The 14,398-nt window shown below is 65.6% G+C and carries 16 protein-coding genes, 1 tRNA gene and 1 other RNA gene; 7 read left to right on the forward strand and 11 right to left on the reverse strand.

All coding sequences use genetic code 11. The features are described from left to right. Positions 1–4 precede the first annotated feature (4 nt). Both ffs and AC1MDG_RS02985 read right to left on the reverse strand, forming a co-directional pair. Positions 5–101, reverse strand: an RNA gene (ffs, locus tag AC1MDG_RS02980) — signal recognition particle sRNA small type. A gap of 66 nt (positions 102–167) precedes the next feature. After that, positions 168–521, reverse strand: a complete 354-nt coding sequence (locus AC1MDG_RS02985; RefSeq protein ID WP_479807448.1) for a hypothetical protein — start codon at positions 519–521, stop codon at positions 168–170. A gap of 393 nt (positions 522–914) precedes the next feature. On the opposite strand from AC1MDG_RS02985, the gene AC1MDG_RS02990 reads away from it, so the two are divergent. Beyond that, positions 915–999 (forward strand) — tRNA-Ser (locus AC1MDG_RS02990). Between the two features lie 46 nt (positions 1,000–1,045). Here AC1MDG_RS02990 and AC1MDG_RS02995 read toward each other — a convergent pair. Continuing rightward, positions 1,046–1,975, reverse strand: coding sequence for an oxygenase MpaB family protein (locus AC1MDG_RS02995; RefSeq protein ID WP_479807449.1), 930 nt, complete (start codon positions 1,973–1,975; stop codon positions 1,046–1,048). Between the two features lie 399 nt (positions 1,976–2,374). Between AC1MDG_RS02995 and AC1MDG_RS03000 the strand changes: the two genes are divergently transcribed. The 4 genes from AC1MDG_RS03000 (at position 2,375) to AC1MDG_RS03015 (ending at position 6,783) form a co-directional block, all read left to right on the forward strand. Beyond that, positions 2,375–3,589 (forward strand): M23 family metallopeptidase, encoded by a 1,215-nt coding sequence (locus tag AC1MDG_RS03000; protein ID WP_479807450.1) that lies wholly within the window; start codon positions 2,375–2,377, stop codon positions 3,587–3,589. A 119-nt stretch (positions 3,590–3,708) separates the two neighbouring features. After that, entirely contained in the window at positions 3,709–4,194 is a 486-nt protein-coding gene (locus tag AC1MDG_RS03005; RefSeq protein WP_479807451.1) for a glutathione peroxidase, read from the forward strand. Positions 4,195–4,428: 234 nt separating this feature from the next. Further along, a complete protein-coding gene (gene fdhA / locus AC1MDG_RS03010; protein WP_479807452.1) occupies positions 4,429–5,640 on the forward strand; it encodes a formaldehyde dehydrogenase, glutathione-independent in 1,212 nt (403 codons plus the stop codon). 195 nt (positions 5,641–5,835) lie between these two features. Further along, positions 5,836–6,783, forward strand: a complete 948-nt coding sequence (locus AC1MDG_RS03015; RefSeq protein WP_479807453.1) for a phosphodiesterase — start codon at positions 5,836–5,838, stop codon at positions 6,781–6,783. Between the two features lie 19 nt (positions 6,784–6,802). Here AC1MDG_RS03015 and AC1MDG_RS03020 read toward each other — a convergent pair whose 3' ends face one another. Then, on the reverse strand, positions 6,803–8,278 hold the full coding sequence (locus AC1MDG_RS03020) for a stealth family protein (RefSeq protein WP_479807454.1): 1,476 nt from the start codon (positions 8,276–8,278) through the stop codon (positions 6,803–6,805). Positions 8,279–8,475: 197 nt separating this feature from the next. After that, the gene (locus AC1MDG_RS03025; RefSeq protein WP_479807455.1) at positions 8,476–9,390 is read right to left on the reverse strand and encodes a hypothetical protein; all 915 of its coding nucleotides are present in this window, start codon (positions 9,388–9,390) and stop codon (positions 8,476–8,478) included. 147 nt (positions 9,391–9,537) lie between these two features. On the opposite strand from AC1MDG_RS03025, the gene AC1MDG_RS03030 reads away from it, so the two are divergent. Both AC1MDG_RS03030 and AC1MDG_RS03035 read left to right on the forward strand, forming a co-directional pair. Then, positions 9,538–9,837, forward strand: coding sequence for a type II toxin-antitoxin system VapB family antitoxin (locus AC1MDG_RS03030; protein WP_028272925.1), 300 nt, complete (start codon positions 9,538–9,540; stop codon positions 9,835–9,837). Then, positions 9,830–10,495 (forward strand): LytR C-terminal domain-containing protein, encoded by a 666-nt coding sequence (locus AC1MDG_RS03035; protein ID WP_479807456.1) that lies wholly within the window; start codon positions 9,830–9,832, stop codon positions 10,493–10,495. The genes AC1MDG_RS03030 and AC1MDG_RS03035 overlap by 8 nt, the downstream gene beginning before the upstream one ends. Positions 10,496–10,501: 6 nt before the next feature. Here the strand turns inward: AC1MDG_RS03035 and AC1MDG_RS03040 are convergent, their stop codons facing one another. The 6 genes from AC1MDG_RS03040 to AC1MDG_RS03065 form a co-directional block, all read right to left on the reverse strand. Continuing rightward, entirely contained in the window at positions 10,502–11,125 is a 624-nt protein-coding gene (locus tag AC1MDG_RS03040) for a TetR/AcrR family transcriptional regulator (RefSeq protein ID WP_479807457.1), read from the reverse strand. A gap of 63 nt (positions 11,126–11,188) precedes the next feature. Beyond that, positions 11,189–11,917 (reverse strand): DsbA family oxidoreductase, encoded by a 729-nt coding sequence (locus AC1MDG_RS03045; RefSeq protein WP_479807458.1) that lies wholly within the window; start codon positions 11,915–11,917, stop codon positions 11,189–11,191. A 70-nt stretch (positions 11,918–11,987) separates the two neighbouring features. Next, on the reverse strand, positions 11,988–12,545 hold the full coding sequence (locus AC1MDG_RS03050) for an N-acetyltransferase family protein (RefSeq protein ID WP_479807459.1): 558 nt from the start codon (positions 12,543–12,545) through the stop codon (positions 11,988–11,990). 27 nt (positions 12,546–12,572) lie between these two features. Beyond that, a complete protein-coding gene (locus AC1MDG_RS03055) occupies positions 12,573–12,707 on the reverse strand; it encodes a hypothetical protein (RefSeq protein ID WP_479807460.1) in 135 nt (44 codons plus the stop codon). Further along, positions 12,688–13,203 (reverse strand): TolB family protein, encoded by a 516-nt coding sequence (locus AC1MDG_RS03060; protein WP_479807461.1) that lies wholly within the window; start codon positions 13,201–13,203, stop codon positions 12,688–12,690. The genes AC1MDG_RS03055 and AC1MDG_RS03060 overlap by 20 nt, the downstream gene beginning before the upstream one ends. Positions 13,204–13,395: 192 nt before the next feature. Continuing rightward, positions 13,396–14,397 carry a sugar phosphate isomerase/epimerase family protein gene (locus AC1MDG_RS03065; protein ID WP_479807462.1) on the reverse strand — a complete coding sequence of 334 codons (1,002 nt, stop codon included), beginning with the start codon at positions 14,395–14,397 and terminating at the stop codon, positions 13,396–13,398. Position 14,398 lies beyond the last annotated feature (1 nt).

A 14,398-nucleotide genomic window follows, 5' to 3' on the forward strand; every position in this document is an offset into this window, starting at 1 on the left:
GAATAGTAAAGACCCCCCATGCACCCGCCAGAGCCCATTTACCCTTGCTACCTTCCGGTCCTGGGGGAGTTCAACAGGATGACGCCACATGAGGGGCCGTCAATGAGTTTACCCGATGATTTCGTGTGCCCCGAATCGGCCGCCGGCGTCCCGTTCCGGCCCCGCGGCTACGCTCCCCGGCCGCCCTGCAATGGTGCCGGACGGTGTCCGTTGACTGCCCAGCTCATCAGTGCGGGCTCCTCGTAGGGGTGGGCTGAGCGAAGGGCGGCCACCACGGCCTTGAGCACCTCTTCCCCGACGACGCATTCGATCCTCACCTCCGCCACCTGTTCGGTGCGGCCTTCCGCACCGATGAACGGCCGGGATCCAGCCAAGGGCGTGAACCGGCCTGTGCCCGGGGTAGTGAACGCGCAGTGTGAATAGTTGCCGATCCGTCCGGCACCCGCGTTGCCCACGGCAGCCAGGACAGCCTCCGCGTGGTCCGCGGGAACGTAGGTCACCAGGGCGTGCAGTTGCGTCATGTGCCCATCTTGGCAGGACTTACGCTCCTGGTTAGCGGCACAACTCGGTAACGGTCCGGCGATAATCGCGGAGGAACCCTTGCCATCCACCGGCTCAAAGCGGACGATGGATATGTACACCGATTGGGGCAATCTCAAGTTGAGCTCAAGGTTGTGAGCTGCAGGGCCTGGCGCGAGGGCCGGACCCGGCAGCTCAACGGTGTTCCGGAAGAGTGGGCGCATTGGGGGCGTCCATTTTGACGTTAAGGACATATTTTGACTGCAGGATTGGCCCGGAAATGCGCGGGCCGGGGGCGGTTGCCGAGCGTGCTGCCGTAACGCTCCGTTTGGCCCAATTGGGTGATGCCGAAAAGTTCAGGTATTCTAGTATCTGCTTTTGATTCAGAAGCTACTGGAGAATTCGCCTAGCGGCCTATGGCGCACGCCTGGAACGCGTGTTGGGTTAACGCCCTCGGGGGTTCAAATCCCCCATTCTCCGCGGTTTGGCCCCGGTCCTCGGACCGGGGCCTTTTTGCGTTCCGGACCTAGGATGCCCATCCCAGGCGGCGCAGGCGGCGCCGTGCGGCTTGCTCGCTCGGTCCACCCCTGCCGCTGCGGCCGGCCCCGCCCAGGGCCAGCTGGACGACGGCGAGAGTGACTTTGGTGCCAAACCTCACCGGCAACGGCAGCGGGCCCAGCCGCGGCTGCCGGAGTCCCAGCATGTCCCGGTATTTCGGTTCAAGGCTGGAAACGGCAGCGGCAAACAACACCCGGTAGCCGGGTCGCAGCGAAGGATGAAGCGGCGGATTGCGGATGAAGGCCACAATCTCGGCCACCCTTTCGTCGGAGCGGAGGTCGCCGTCGTCGTACCACTTGTCCAGCTGCTGCCGCATGTCCGCCTCGCTCAGCGGCGGTGAGTCCACGCCCATCAGCAGTCCCGCGTGCGCCCACTCCCGGACGTAGGCGTCCGGCCCGCCGGGGATGGGCCGGCCCCAGATCTTGTGGGCGGAGAGGAACGCGTCCGTAAAAGCGATATGCACCCACCGGAGGAGTTCGGGGTCGTTCGCGGCGTAGGTCCTGGCGATGCCGTGGGCGTCCACATACTCTCCCCGCACGGATTCGTGCAGCCGAAGGACCCAGCCGGAGGCTGCACGCGCCGCGGACGTCGAGCCATAGGACACGGTGAAGATCCAGCGGATGGTTCCGGCGAGCCGTCCCAACGGGTCCTCCCGGAACCGCGAATGGTCGTGCACACCCGCCAGGGCTCCAGGATGAAGGGCCTGCATCAGGAGCGCGCGGATTCCCGCCACAATAGTGGTCATTGAACCGTGCACCGCCCAGACGGCGGACCCCGGGAGGTGGTAGCCGGCGTCGTCACCCTCTTCGAGCAGGGGAACCCACCCCGGCACGGCCCCCCGCGTTCCGGTGAATGTTTGCCTGAGCTCGGCCTGCCACTCTTTGAGGACATTGCGCATGGTCCATTCTTGCGCACCGGCGGCGGGCCGCGTCAGGGGAAGATCCAACGCATCAGGGGAACGCCCGGCTCGTGGAGTTTCAGGAGCCCGTGGCTGTGAGCCAGCTGGGAATTTCGGCGTGAAAGGGCGGAATCCCGCGGGAGGATCTGGCGCGGCCCGATGTTGGGGGTTCACAGGGGCGGAGGGCTGTGGTCCCATAGGAATCGTAAGTCCGTCGAGATTGGGGTCTGGCGGGCCTATCGCAGGAGTCAGCACGTGGGAAATCACTGGGGATACGGACCCGACGAACATCCAGGCAGGCCTTGCCTGGCCGCTGCACGGATACTTGGCATATGCGCTGTTTCCACGCTTGGCGTGGTTGCGCTTAGTCTCCAGGGACCCGCCTCACCGCCATCCGCCGTGGTTGCCTCAACCGTGCAGCAGGCCGCGGTGGGCGGTCCGGGTTTTGCGCCCTTATGGCCTGACGCCTTCATGAAACCGCTGGGGATTTCACCCGGGGCTATCGCAGCGAATTCCAACGCCCTGATTTCGTACAGCCGCAGCGATATTCGGACCATTTCCAAGAGCGGCAAACGCGAACTGAACGTTGCTTCCGAGGAGCTGAAGCGGCCGCCCGCCGGTTCGCTGATGGCGCCCCTCGAAGTACTGACCGAGACCTCCGGCTTCGGACTCAGGACAAGTCCCCTGACCGGTACTGCGGGGGAGTTCCACTGGGGCCAGGACTTCGCGGCTGCCTGCGGCACCCGGGTGTACGCGGCCGACGCCGGCGTGGTCAGGGCGGTCGGCTGGCACCCCTGGGGCGGCGGGAACCGGGTGGAGATCGATCACGGCAACGGGCTGATCACCACGTACAACCACCTGGAAGGGATTGCGGTCAAGAAGGGTGACTCCGTCCAGGTGGGCGAGGTCATCGCGAAGGTTGGCACCACGGGTTCGTCCACCGGCTGCCACCTGCATTTCGAAACCATCCTCAACGGCGTCCACACCAATCCGCTCGACTGGAAGCTCCTCCCCACCAGGCAACTGGACGAGCTCGGGAATATTGACATGATCAGCTACGTCCCTGGCGGCAACGCCCCGCAGGGCGATCCCACCTGGGCGATCCCCGTCTCCGCGGACAATTCGCACACAGTGGCGGGCGGAGAGAAGGAGGGTTCCGTGCAGGGAACGCCGTCGGCCGCTGCGACGCCATCCGCGACGGCCACTGCGACGCCATCCGCGACGGCCACTGCGACGCCGACGCCGAGCGTGTCCGCCACACCCACCGCGCCCTCGACCGCGACTACAACCCCGTCGCCCACACCGTCGGAGACTGATACGCCAACGCCGTCGGCCACCCAGACCGAGCAGGCCACTGCCACAGCGTCGCCGACGCAGACCGTCACCAGTGAGCCGGCGGCCGAGCCAACGCCCACCACTGAGCCAACGGCCGAGCCCACCACTGAGCCAACGGCCACCACTGAGCCAACGGCCGAGCCAACGGCCACCGCCGCCGCCACGGCTACCGCCACGTTCAGCGGGGACCCTTCGGCGGAGCCCACAGCCGACACCGACCCAACAGCGACACCCCAGCCGACTCCGACCGGGACGGGCACGCCCACGCCCACGCCCTGACAGCGTCCCGCTCCTCGGCCGCGGATGGCCAGCCACTAAAATTCACTGGGGCACCAACCCATACCCTTGGCCGTTATCAACGAATAACAGCCATGACCAGTTTCTTAAGGAAGCCCACAGTGAATTCGATCCACTCCATTCCACTGACCCTCAACGACGGCACGGAAACAGATTTTGGCCGCTTCAAGGGGCAGGTGGTGATGGTGGTCAACGTGGCTTCCCAATGCGGCTTCACCCCGCAGTACGCCGGCCTTGAGCTGCTCTACGGGAAGTTCAGGGACCAGGGTTTCGAGATCCTCGGCGTCCCCTGCAACCAGTTCGCCGGCCAGGAACCGGGGAGCGACGACGAAATCGCCGAATTCTGCGAGCGTAATTTCGGCGTGACGTTCCCGCTGACCGCGAAGTCCGACGTCCGCGGCAAGAACCAGCACCCGCTGTACGCCGAGCTCACCCGCTTCAAGAACGGACTGCTCCCGGGCCTCGTGAAATGGAACTTCGAAAAGTTCCTGGTAAACCGCGACGGCGTTGTGGTGGCCCGCTTTGCCCCCACCGTTGAGCCGGACTCGCCAGAGGTCATGGCGGCGATTGAGGAAGCCCTCGCCTGACCGCGGCCGCGGGATAGTCCGCGACTGAAGCTAGGGCCCAACGGCCCCTACCCCTAAGTAGGCTTACCGCCTAGACTGGCCGAACCCTCCATACTGTCCAGTACGGCTGCGGCTTTGCCGGCGCAGCACTGCGGGACGGCACGGCCGGTCCATGCCTGCCTCGGAGGGCGCATCAGAACTTCGCGAATCACACTCGGCACCCACGTCGGTGCCAGTGAAACCAGGAGGAAAGAGATGACAGGGAACAAAGCCGTTGCCTACAAGGGGCCGGGAAAAGTCGAACTGATCGACATTGACTACCCCACGTTCGAACTTAAGGACGGACCGGGCGTCAACCCCGCCAACATAGGCCGCCCCGTGCGCCATGGGGTGATCCTCAAGACCGTCGCCACGAACATCTGCGGTTCGGACCAGCACATGGTCCGAGGCCGTACCACCGCCCCCGCTGACTTGGTGCTCGGTCACGAAATCACGGGCGAAGTGGTGGAGGTGGGCCCGGACGTCGAGTTCATCAAGGTGGGGGACGTTTGCTCGGTTCCCTTCAACATCGCCTGCGGCCGCTGTCGCAACTGCAAGGAGCGCAAAACCGGTATTTGCCTGAACGTAAACCCCGCCCGCCCGGGCGCCGCCTACGGGTATGTCGACATGGGCGGCTGGGTTGGCGGGCAGGCGAACTACGTCCTGGTGCCCTACGCGGACTGGAACCTGCTGAAGTTCCCGGACAAGGACCAGGCCATGGAAAAGATCCTCGACCTGGCCATGCTGTCGGATATCTTCCCCACGGGCTTCCACGGCGCAGTCACCGCCGGCGTTGGTGTGGGCTCCACCGTCTACATTGCCGGTGCAGGTCCTGTGGGCCTGGCTGCGGCCACCAGTGCCCACCTGCTCGGAGCTGCGGCTGTGATCGTGGGCGACCTGAACGAGGGGCGGCTGGCGCAGGCACGCAGCTTCGGCTGCGAGACGGTGGACCTGTCCAAGGGCGGCCCGGCGGAGCAGATTGAGCAGATCCTCGGTGTGCCCGAAGTTGACTGCGGCGTTGACGCTGTGGGCTTCGAAGCCAGGGGCCACGGCCACGACGCCAAGGAGGCTCCGGCCACGGTGCTGAACTCCTTGATGGAGCTCACTGCGGCCGGCGGTGCCCTCGGCATCCCCGGTCTCTACGTCACCGGCGACCCGGGCGGCGTTGACGAGGCCGCCAAGAAGGGCGCTCTCTCGCTCAGCCTGGGCACCGGCTGGGCCAAGTCGCTGAGCTTCACCACCGGCCAGTGTCCGGTCATGAAGTACAACCGCCAGTTGATGATGGCGATCCTGCACGACAAAGTGCACATCGCCAAGAACGTCAACGCCAAGGCGATCAGCCTTGAAGACGCGCCCAAGGGCTACGCCGAGTTCGACGCCGGTGCCGCCACGAAGTACGTCCTCAACCCCAACGGCTACTTGAGCTAGTTGCCAAGTACTTGAGTAACCGGGTTCGGCGGCCACATCCCCAGGCGGGTAAGTGGCCGCCGAACTACTTGTTCTTGCCGTTTTTCCAAATATGAACACTGGAGTTTGCACACTATTTGCCGAATGTCTGGTTGGATAGACATTACTGAGAGGGAAGTTGGGGGCTACAGCCTCCACCCAACCAGGAAGGCAGTAATGGAGCTCATCGAGGCCGAACATCCGCGGCCACGTCATTTTCTACTCCACCTGAGCGACCCCCACCTGTTGGGAGGTCAGGATCATCTCTATGGCGCGGTAGACAGCGAAGCCCGCCTGAAGCAATTGTTTGAGGAAGTCAAGGCCTCAGGGGCCCGGCCGGAAGCCGTGATTTTCACCGGCGACCTGGCCGACCGTGGCGAACCGGAGGCCTACTCAAAGCTCCGGGCGATCGTCGAACCCGCCTGCAAATCGATGAACGCGCAGATCATCTGGGCGATGGGAAACCACGACGACCGTGAGAACTTCCGTACCGGCCTGCTTGACCAGCCCGGAAACGACTCGCCGGTGGACCACAGCTACTTCATCAACGGCTTGAGGGTGATCACCCTGGATACGTCGGTGCCGGGATACCACCACGGTGAACTTAGCCGGTCACAGTTGGAATGGCTGGCTGCTGAACTCGCCACTCCTGCGCCGGACGGCACCATCCTGGCGCTGCACCACCCGCCGGTGCCCTCCATCCTGGACCTGGCAGTGCTCGTGGAGTTGCGCGACCAGCACGCCCTGGCTGCGGTCCTGCGCAACTCGGATGTCCGCACCATCCTGGCCGGGCACCTGCATTACTCCACCACCGCCAGCTTCGCCGGCATCCCGGTATCGGTGGCCTCCGCCACCTGCTACACCCAGGATCTGAACGTACCTGTGGGAGGTACCCGGCCGATCGACGGCGGACAGGCCTTCAACCTGGTGCACGTTTACGAGCACACAATCGTGCACTCCGTGGTGCCTGTCGGCAGCGCAGCCACAGTGGGCGAGGTGGTGAGTGCGGCCGAAACACAGCGGCGGCTGGCGGCGGCCGGCATCCGCATTCCGCGGCAGGCCAAAACCCAGGGACACCCGCCCACGCAGAGCATCCCCATGATCAGCCTGGGCTCCGGGCGCTAAGGACCCCGGCCGGGGAGCCCTACTTTTCCCAGGGTGCCTTGATGGGGTAGTACTTCTCCAGGAAGTCCGTCACCAGCCTGGCGCGTTCCTCGGCCTCCACTTCGGGGAAGCTGCCGTCGTTCAGGCAGAAGAAGTCCATGTTGCGCTTGGCCAGCAGCTTGGGCAGGTAGTTGAGCCCGGCGCGGACGGTGGTGTCCACATACCTGACCTTCGCTGCGGTCTGGGTGACCGCGCGTCCGGTCAGCAGTGCGTAGTAGTGGTAGAAGGAATTCGTCACGGAGATATTGTCCGCAGCGCGGAACCGGCTGGCTGCGGTCTTGGCGAATTCCTGCGGGAATTCCTGCTCCATGGTGGCTACAACGCTCCGCCGCAACGGGGCCGCGGTGTGTTCCAGATGGCGGGTGGTGATGCGGCCGAACCGGTCCCACAGGAGCTTCCGGTTCACCCTGGCGGCATTCTCGAAGCCGCTGCGTTCCGCGTCGTTGTCGCCCAGCCCGATGCGGGTTTCCGCCTCGATGAACTTGGTGACCCCTCCCGGGGTGAAGAACATGTCCGGTCCCACTGCACGACCGAAGAACATGTCGTCGTTGGAGTACAGGAAATGCTCCGACAGCCCTTCGATGTGGTGCAGCTGGCACTCGACGGCCTGTGAGTTGTGCGTGGGCAGCACGGACGGGTCCGCGAAGAATTCCTCACTGCGCACAATGGTCACCGACGGGTGGTCGGCCAGCCAGGCGGGAGCCGGGGAGTCCGTGGCAATGAAGATCCGCCGCACCCATGGCGCAAACATGTACACCGAGCGCAGGGCGTACTTCAGTTCGTCAATCTGGCGGTACCGCGCCTCATGGTCATCGCCTTCGCCCACAACAATGCCAGCCATCCTGGCGCGCCGCGCGGCGATGTACTCCGGGGAACTGCCGTCCACCCAGGAAAACACCATGTCGATGTCGAAGCTGATGTCGCTGGCGTGGTCCGCGAACATGTTCTCGATGGTGGGCCAGGTGTGCCCGTAGCGCTCCACGGTGCCGCGAACAGCGTCGGTGGTGAGCATGGTCCGGCGGGTCAGGGAATTTTCAATCGGCAGGACCAGCTGGTCGCCTTCGAAGCTCCACAGCTCGATCTGCACGCCGGCGGAGGAGCCGAACTCGAAACCGCCGTTGGGTTCCACCCGCGGGCGGTAGAGCCGGAAGATCCGGGCCTGGCGGCTGGGGGAGAGCTCGCCGTCGGCCACCAGGACAGAGGACTTCTTCTTGGCATCCACGGTCATGGAGTAGACGGGCTCGTCACGGCATGCTTCCACCAGCGCGGCCCGGAGTTTCTTCCGGTTCTCCCAGTCCAGCGCAATGACCGGCCTGTGGTTGTTGCCGCGGACCAAGAGGTAGTCCAGGCCCGCGTTCGCCAGGACATTGCGGATAAACAGCAGGTCCTCCACCATGGCCTGGTACGGCGTGCGGGTGTCGTTGATCAGCGCATAACGCCCGCGGTGGCGGACCACATCGGGGCGGTTCTTCAGCCGCGCGACAGCCGCCGGCGACGTTACCTCGGGGTGGCTCCTGCCGTCGTCGGAGGCCTGACCGCCGTAGTAGATCTCATCCTGAACGAGTGCGTCTGTAATGGTGTTTCTCCGAGCTTTTGTCTATAGAGGTCCTACCTGCATGATAACCCGCGCCAAAAAACTGGACTAATCCGGACTTAGCCGGCCAGAGCCTCCCGCCAGCTGCGCAGGAAAGCCCCGCCGGCGTCGTCGTGGATCACGTCTTCGGCGAGCCCCAGATCGGCGGCCGTCAGGACCGCATACGGCTTGACGGGAATCCCGTCCGCGGGGCGGACGTCCACATGCTTCACGTCGTGGTCGTTGTGGTGCAGCCAGTCGGCCATGGCGTAGTCGGTGCGCGAATCGCCCACGGTCCGCCAGGCCTGCGGCCGGACGCCCTGCGCCGCGAGCAGCTCCACAGCACGGCTTGCACCCAGGTCCTTGCCGAGGCGTACTGACTCGATGTCCGTGGAAATGATGGTGGGATCCACCCGGTAGTCGATCTGGTCGTCCGAGTCGGGAGCATGGTGGTCCAGGCGGACCACGCCCAGGCCGTGGCGGGCCATCAGCTCCATGGCGTCGGCGTCGAACAGCTTTTGTTCGTCGAGGTAGTCCTGGCTGGACACTTCGATGTGCTGCTCCACGGACACCATGGCACGCTTGGTTTCGTCGTAGAACATGTGTTTCGAGTAATCCTCCGAAACCAGTCGGCGGACGTCATCACCGTAGGCGCGTGGGACGGCAAGGTCGTGGTCCACGTGCACAGGCCCGGGCCCGGCAGCCGTGTAGCTGAACCAGACGGCCCCCTTTTCGCAGATGGCGTGAATGACCGTTCCGGCGGGCATGCCGGCCGCGATCATGGGCCCCATCACCTGTTCGCGGATGAATGCGTCCGAGCGGCCGGTGTTGAAGATGACGGGAATCCCGGCGGTGGCGAGGGCCACCATGTCCGCGATGATCTCCGGCTTGACGTTGCGGGTGACCGGGCTCGCCACCGGGCCGTCGACGTCGAGCAGGAGGGCAAGGGGAGGAGCCGACGACGACGCGGCGGCCTGGGTCTCGGATGCAGTCATGGCTTCATTCTCTCAGTCCGGGCGGTCCCGGCGCAGAATGTTGCCTTGCGCCGCCGCGGGCAGCCAATGGTCACTGTTTGGCTACAACCTTGGCCCTGCGTGGGGTCATTCGTTCCCTTGGGCGGGCAACATCCATAGGCTTGCAGGGTGATATTCAAAGCTGTGGGCGAGGGACGCCCTTACCCCGACCATGGTTACAACACCCCGAAGGAATGGGCTGCCCTGCCTCCGCGGCCCGTCCGGCTCGACGAACTGGTGACCACCAAGCGCACCCTCGACCTCGAGGCCCTCCTCGCTGAGGACTCCACGTTCTTCGGCGACCTCTTTCCCCATGTGGTGCAATACCGGGGAACCCTGTACCTCGAGGACGGGCTGCACCGTGCCGTCCGCACCGCACTGCACCAGCGCACCGCCATCCACGCCCGCGTGCTGGTGATAGATGGCTAGGAAACCCAAGGACATCACGGTCCTGCACGGGCACCGCGTGGTCTCCGGGCCTGAGCTCAGAGCCACGTTTGTCGATGACGACGAAACCGCGGACGACCCCGTCCGATTGCGACGACGCATCCTGCACGGCGTGGTGCTGGTTCTGCTGCTGGGGCTGATCATCTCCGCAATCATCGTTGCCTTGGCCATCATGAACGGACAGATCAAGATCCCGACGGCGGAGCGGAGCCGGTCTGCCGCTTCCGCGTGTCCCACAGCCACTTTTGACTACACCCCGAACGAGAAGGTCAGCCTCAACGTCTACAACGCCACCAACCGGCCGGGCCTGGCGCGTGCCGTGGCGGACCAGTTCCTGGCCAGGAAATTCGCGGTGGCAGTGGTGGACAACACCCAGTCCGGTTACAGGGGCGTGGCCGCAGTGGTTTCCGGGGCTGCGGGCCAGTCGGCCGCTTTCACCGTCCAGCGGAACCTCCCCGCGTCTGACTACTTTCAGGACGGCCGTTCGGACGGCAGCGTGGATGTGATCCTCACGGGTGACTTCAAGGAACTGACCGCGCCGGAACTCGTGGACCAGACGCCCGGTCAACTCAGCTGCCCGCGCGAGAGCCGCCGGATCGTGGACAGCGCCAAGTGGCCGGTGATCCCCAAAGCCGGCTGAGCCCGCTTACGGCTGGGCGAGCCGGACCGGCTGGCCGCCGTCGTCGAACCGTGCCCCGGCGCCCAGTTGGATGAACCGCACGGTGCGGAGCACCGCCTCGGCGGTGCCGTCGCCGCGGGCGGCGCTGGAGGACAGGGTGCCGTGGATGAGCTGGGCCAGCTGCGCGATGTCAGCCTCAGGGAGGTAGCCCTGCGCCATCGCGTCGCGCAGGATGTCCTGCAGCAGGAGGCTGAGTTCGCCCACATGGTCCGCGAGTTTGGAGAAGGACGCGGGCGAGAGCACGGCGGCCATGGCAGGACCCGGCGGCAGGTGGCGGCGGCTCAGGTCCTCCACCTGGGCCCGGACGTAGAGTGCAAGGCGTTCCACCGGGTTCTCCAGGGACTGCAGCGACTCCCGGAGGCCGTCGAGGAAGCGCTCGGTTTCGTCCAGTGCGTAGGCGATGAGCAGCTCTTCGATGTCCGCGTAGTAGTTGTACACGGCGGTGCGCCCGATGCCGGCATGGCGGGCAACATCGGTCATGGTGAGCCCGGGCAGGCCGTGGGTGAAGAGGAGCTCGCCGAAGCCGGTCAGGATGCGGCGTTGGGTCTCGGCTCGTTGGGCAGCATTCGTGGCGGCCGAAATCCTAGGCATACAGACACTTTACAGTGATCTGTCAGCAAACCTGCCCGTGGCGGGCGCGGCGAGCGCGGCGGCTTAGACCGCGCAGCCGTCGGGGCCGCACGCGCCGGCAGTGTCGTCGGAGCTGTTCTTGCTCCCGGGGGCGCCGGTGCCGGCCATAACGAGGGGCTGCTTTTCCTGCCATGCCTGGTTGAGTGCCTGGCTGAACATGGCCGATGGCTGGGCGCCCGATAGTCCGAACTTCCGGTCGATCACGAAGAACGGCACGCCGCTGATGCCCAGGGCACGGCCTTCTTCGAAGTCGAAGCGGACGTCCTCGGCGTACTTGTCCGTGGTGAACAGCTCATCCAGTTCCCCGGCGTCGATCCCCAGGTCCTGCCCCAGGGAGGTGAGGTACTCCCGGCTGCCGATGTCCTTGCCGTGCTCAAAGTGATCGCTCAACAGGCGCTCCTTGGCGGCGTCCTGCCTGCCGTGCGCGGCGGCCAGGTGGATCAGCCGGTGTGCCGTGAAGCTGTTGGCAACCACTACGGTGTCGAACCGGTAGTTGAGGCCCTCGCCCTTCGCCTGCTCCGCCACGTGGTCGAACATCTGTGAGACCTGCGCCGGGGCCATGCCCTTGCGGGTGCTGAGGTAGTCCAGCTCGGTGCCGTCGTAGTGCTCGGGCAGGCCGGGATCCAACTGGTAGCTGCGCCACTTCACCTCCACGGAATCGCGGTGCGGGAATTCGGCCAGGGCCGCTTCGAAACGGCGCTTGCCGATGTAGCACCAGGGGCAGGCGACGTCGGACCAGATCTCAATCTTCATGCCGGCAACAACCCGTCGCCCGCGGCATCCATTCCCCAGCGGGCATGTAGCGTTGCTCACTGCTTGGGGCTTAAGTGTCCGTTCGCGCTGCTGGGTGGGCGAGCGGCCGCTCCATCACGAAGTCGTGTTCCACCGTGGTTCCCAGGTTGAAGGATTTGGTGCCGACCTTCCGGAATCCTGATTTTTCGTAGAATCGGATGGCCTTGGCGTTCTGGCTGTTGACGCCCAGCCACATTCCGCGGGCACCGGAGGCTGCGGCTTCATCCAGGCTGGCGTGCATCAGTTCGGCCGCGGCACCGAGCCCGTGATGGTCCGGGTGGACATAGCATTTGCTGAGCTCGGCCGACGGCAGGACGGTCAGTGCGGCGGCAACGTCCGGGTCGCCGGCCGGACGGTCCACGAGCATGCTGTAGCCGCGGAGATCGCCGTCGGAATCGATCACCAGGACTGTAATGTCCGGGTCCGCCAGGTAACTCCGGAACTTTGCTTCGCTGAGGGTGTTCGCCAGGTGTGCCGCGATGTCGTCCGGGGAGGATTCCGGCGGGCAGGCCAGCGGGAAGGTGACGGCGGCGAGCCCGGCCAGCCGGCCGGCGTCGTCCGCTGTTGCTTTGCGGATGGTGTGCGTCATGCCCAAAACTCTAGTTCCCGCACGCCCTCAGTGGGCGGGATAGGCGACGTAGGCGAAGCGGATGGAGTCCGGCGACCAGCTGTTCACGTTGAGCGTTCCCTGTCCTCCGAAGAGCGGCCAGATGTGCAGCGGTGTGCCCCAGTCACTGGTGGAGACCAGCACGACGTCGACCGGCAGGTCCGCGGGATGGCCTTCGGTTCCGCTGGGAAACCGTATATAGCTGGTCGGGCCCGTCGCAGTGCCCGTCGCCCGTGTCGAACGACGACGTCGGCCCGCCGTCCGCGGGGATGGTCAGGAGCCGTCCGGGCCGGCTGAAGTCGCCGCCGTCGATTCCCACGTACGCGAGGTCACCGCCGTCGGGACTCACGCCATGCAGGAAGTGGAAGGAGCCGTCGTCGGCCGTGACCCGCTCGGCCGCGCCGCCGCCCAGCGGCGCACAGTAGATGTGGCCGTCGTTCGCCGAGAGATAGATCTGCCTGCCGTCCGGGGCCAGGACGTGGTCGTTGTTGAGGTCGGGAACGCCGGTGAGCGGAACCGGGCTGAGTGAACCGCTGCCCGGCTCGAAGCCATAGCTTCCCGTCCCCGTTGAGGATGAGGGCCGAGCCGTCGAGCGTCCAGTTGGGTGCTTCGAGGAGGAACTCGTCCGTGTTGTAGACAAGTTCGGATTCGCCCGTGACGGACGCAATCCACACCTCGCAGCGCTGTCCGGGCTGAAGTGTGCGCAGCATGCCTAGAGCTCCTTGATCCGGATGTTCCGCCACCGGCACTGCGCGCCGACGCCCCAGCGGGCTTCGCCGAAGGCGGCGTCGTCGTCGTGCACCTCGAGGTGCGTCAGAGGGCGCCATAGACCCTAGTCCTTGCTGCTGAAGGCGGCGTCGAAGCTGGTCTGGGAGGCGGGGAAGTCGAACTTCTTGAGGGCGGCGAGGGCTTCGGGGGCGCCGTGGAGGCGGTCCATGCCGGCGTCTTCCCATTCGACGGAGATGGGGCCGTTGTAGCCGATCGCCGTCAGGGCGCGGAACGACGATTCCCAAGGGACGTCGCCGCGGCCGGCGGAGACGAAGTCCCAGCCCCGGCGCGGGTCGCCCCAGGGCAGGTGGGAGCCCATGACGGTGTTCCGGCCGGTGGGGCGGAGCTTGGTGTCCTTGCAGTCCACGTGGTAGATCCGGTCCTTGAAGTCCCAGATGAAGGAGACGGGGTCGATGCCCTGCCACATGAAGTGGGACGGGTCCCAGTTCAGGCCAAACGCGGGCCGGTGGCCGATCGCTTCGAGGGTGCGGACGGTGGTCCAGTAGTCGTAGGCGATTTCGGAGGGGTGGACTTCGTGGGCGAAGCGGACGCCGCATTCGTCGAAGACGTCCAGGACGGGGTTCCAGCGGTCCGCGAAGTCCTGGTAGCCGGCCTCGATGACCTTCTCCGGGACGGGCGGGAACATGGCGACGTACTGCCAGATGGAGGAGCCGGTGAATCCGACGACGGTGTCCACGCCGAGGGCTTTGGCGAGCCGGGCGGTGTGTTTCATTTCTTCGGCGGCGCGGGTGCGGACGCCTTCGGGGTCGCCGTCGCCCCAGACCTTGGACCCGACGATCGCTTCGTGGCGGAAGTCGATGGGGTCATCGCAGACGGCCTGGCCCTTGAGGTGGTTGGAGATGGCCCAGACTTTGAGGTTATATTTTTCCAGGACGGCGAGTTTGGACTCGACATAGCCGGGCTCGTCCCAGCGCCAGGCGTCCAGATGGTCCCCGGAGACGGCGATTTCGAGGCCGTCGTAGCCCCAGCCGGAGGCCAGCTTGGCGACTTCCTCAAAGGGGAGGTCGGCCCACTGGCCGGTGAACAGGGTGTACGGGCGGGGCATG

The organism is Arthrobacter sp. AIWTK1, assembly GCF_056680535.1.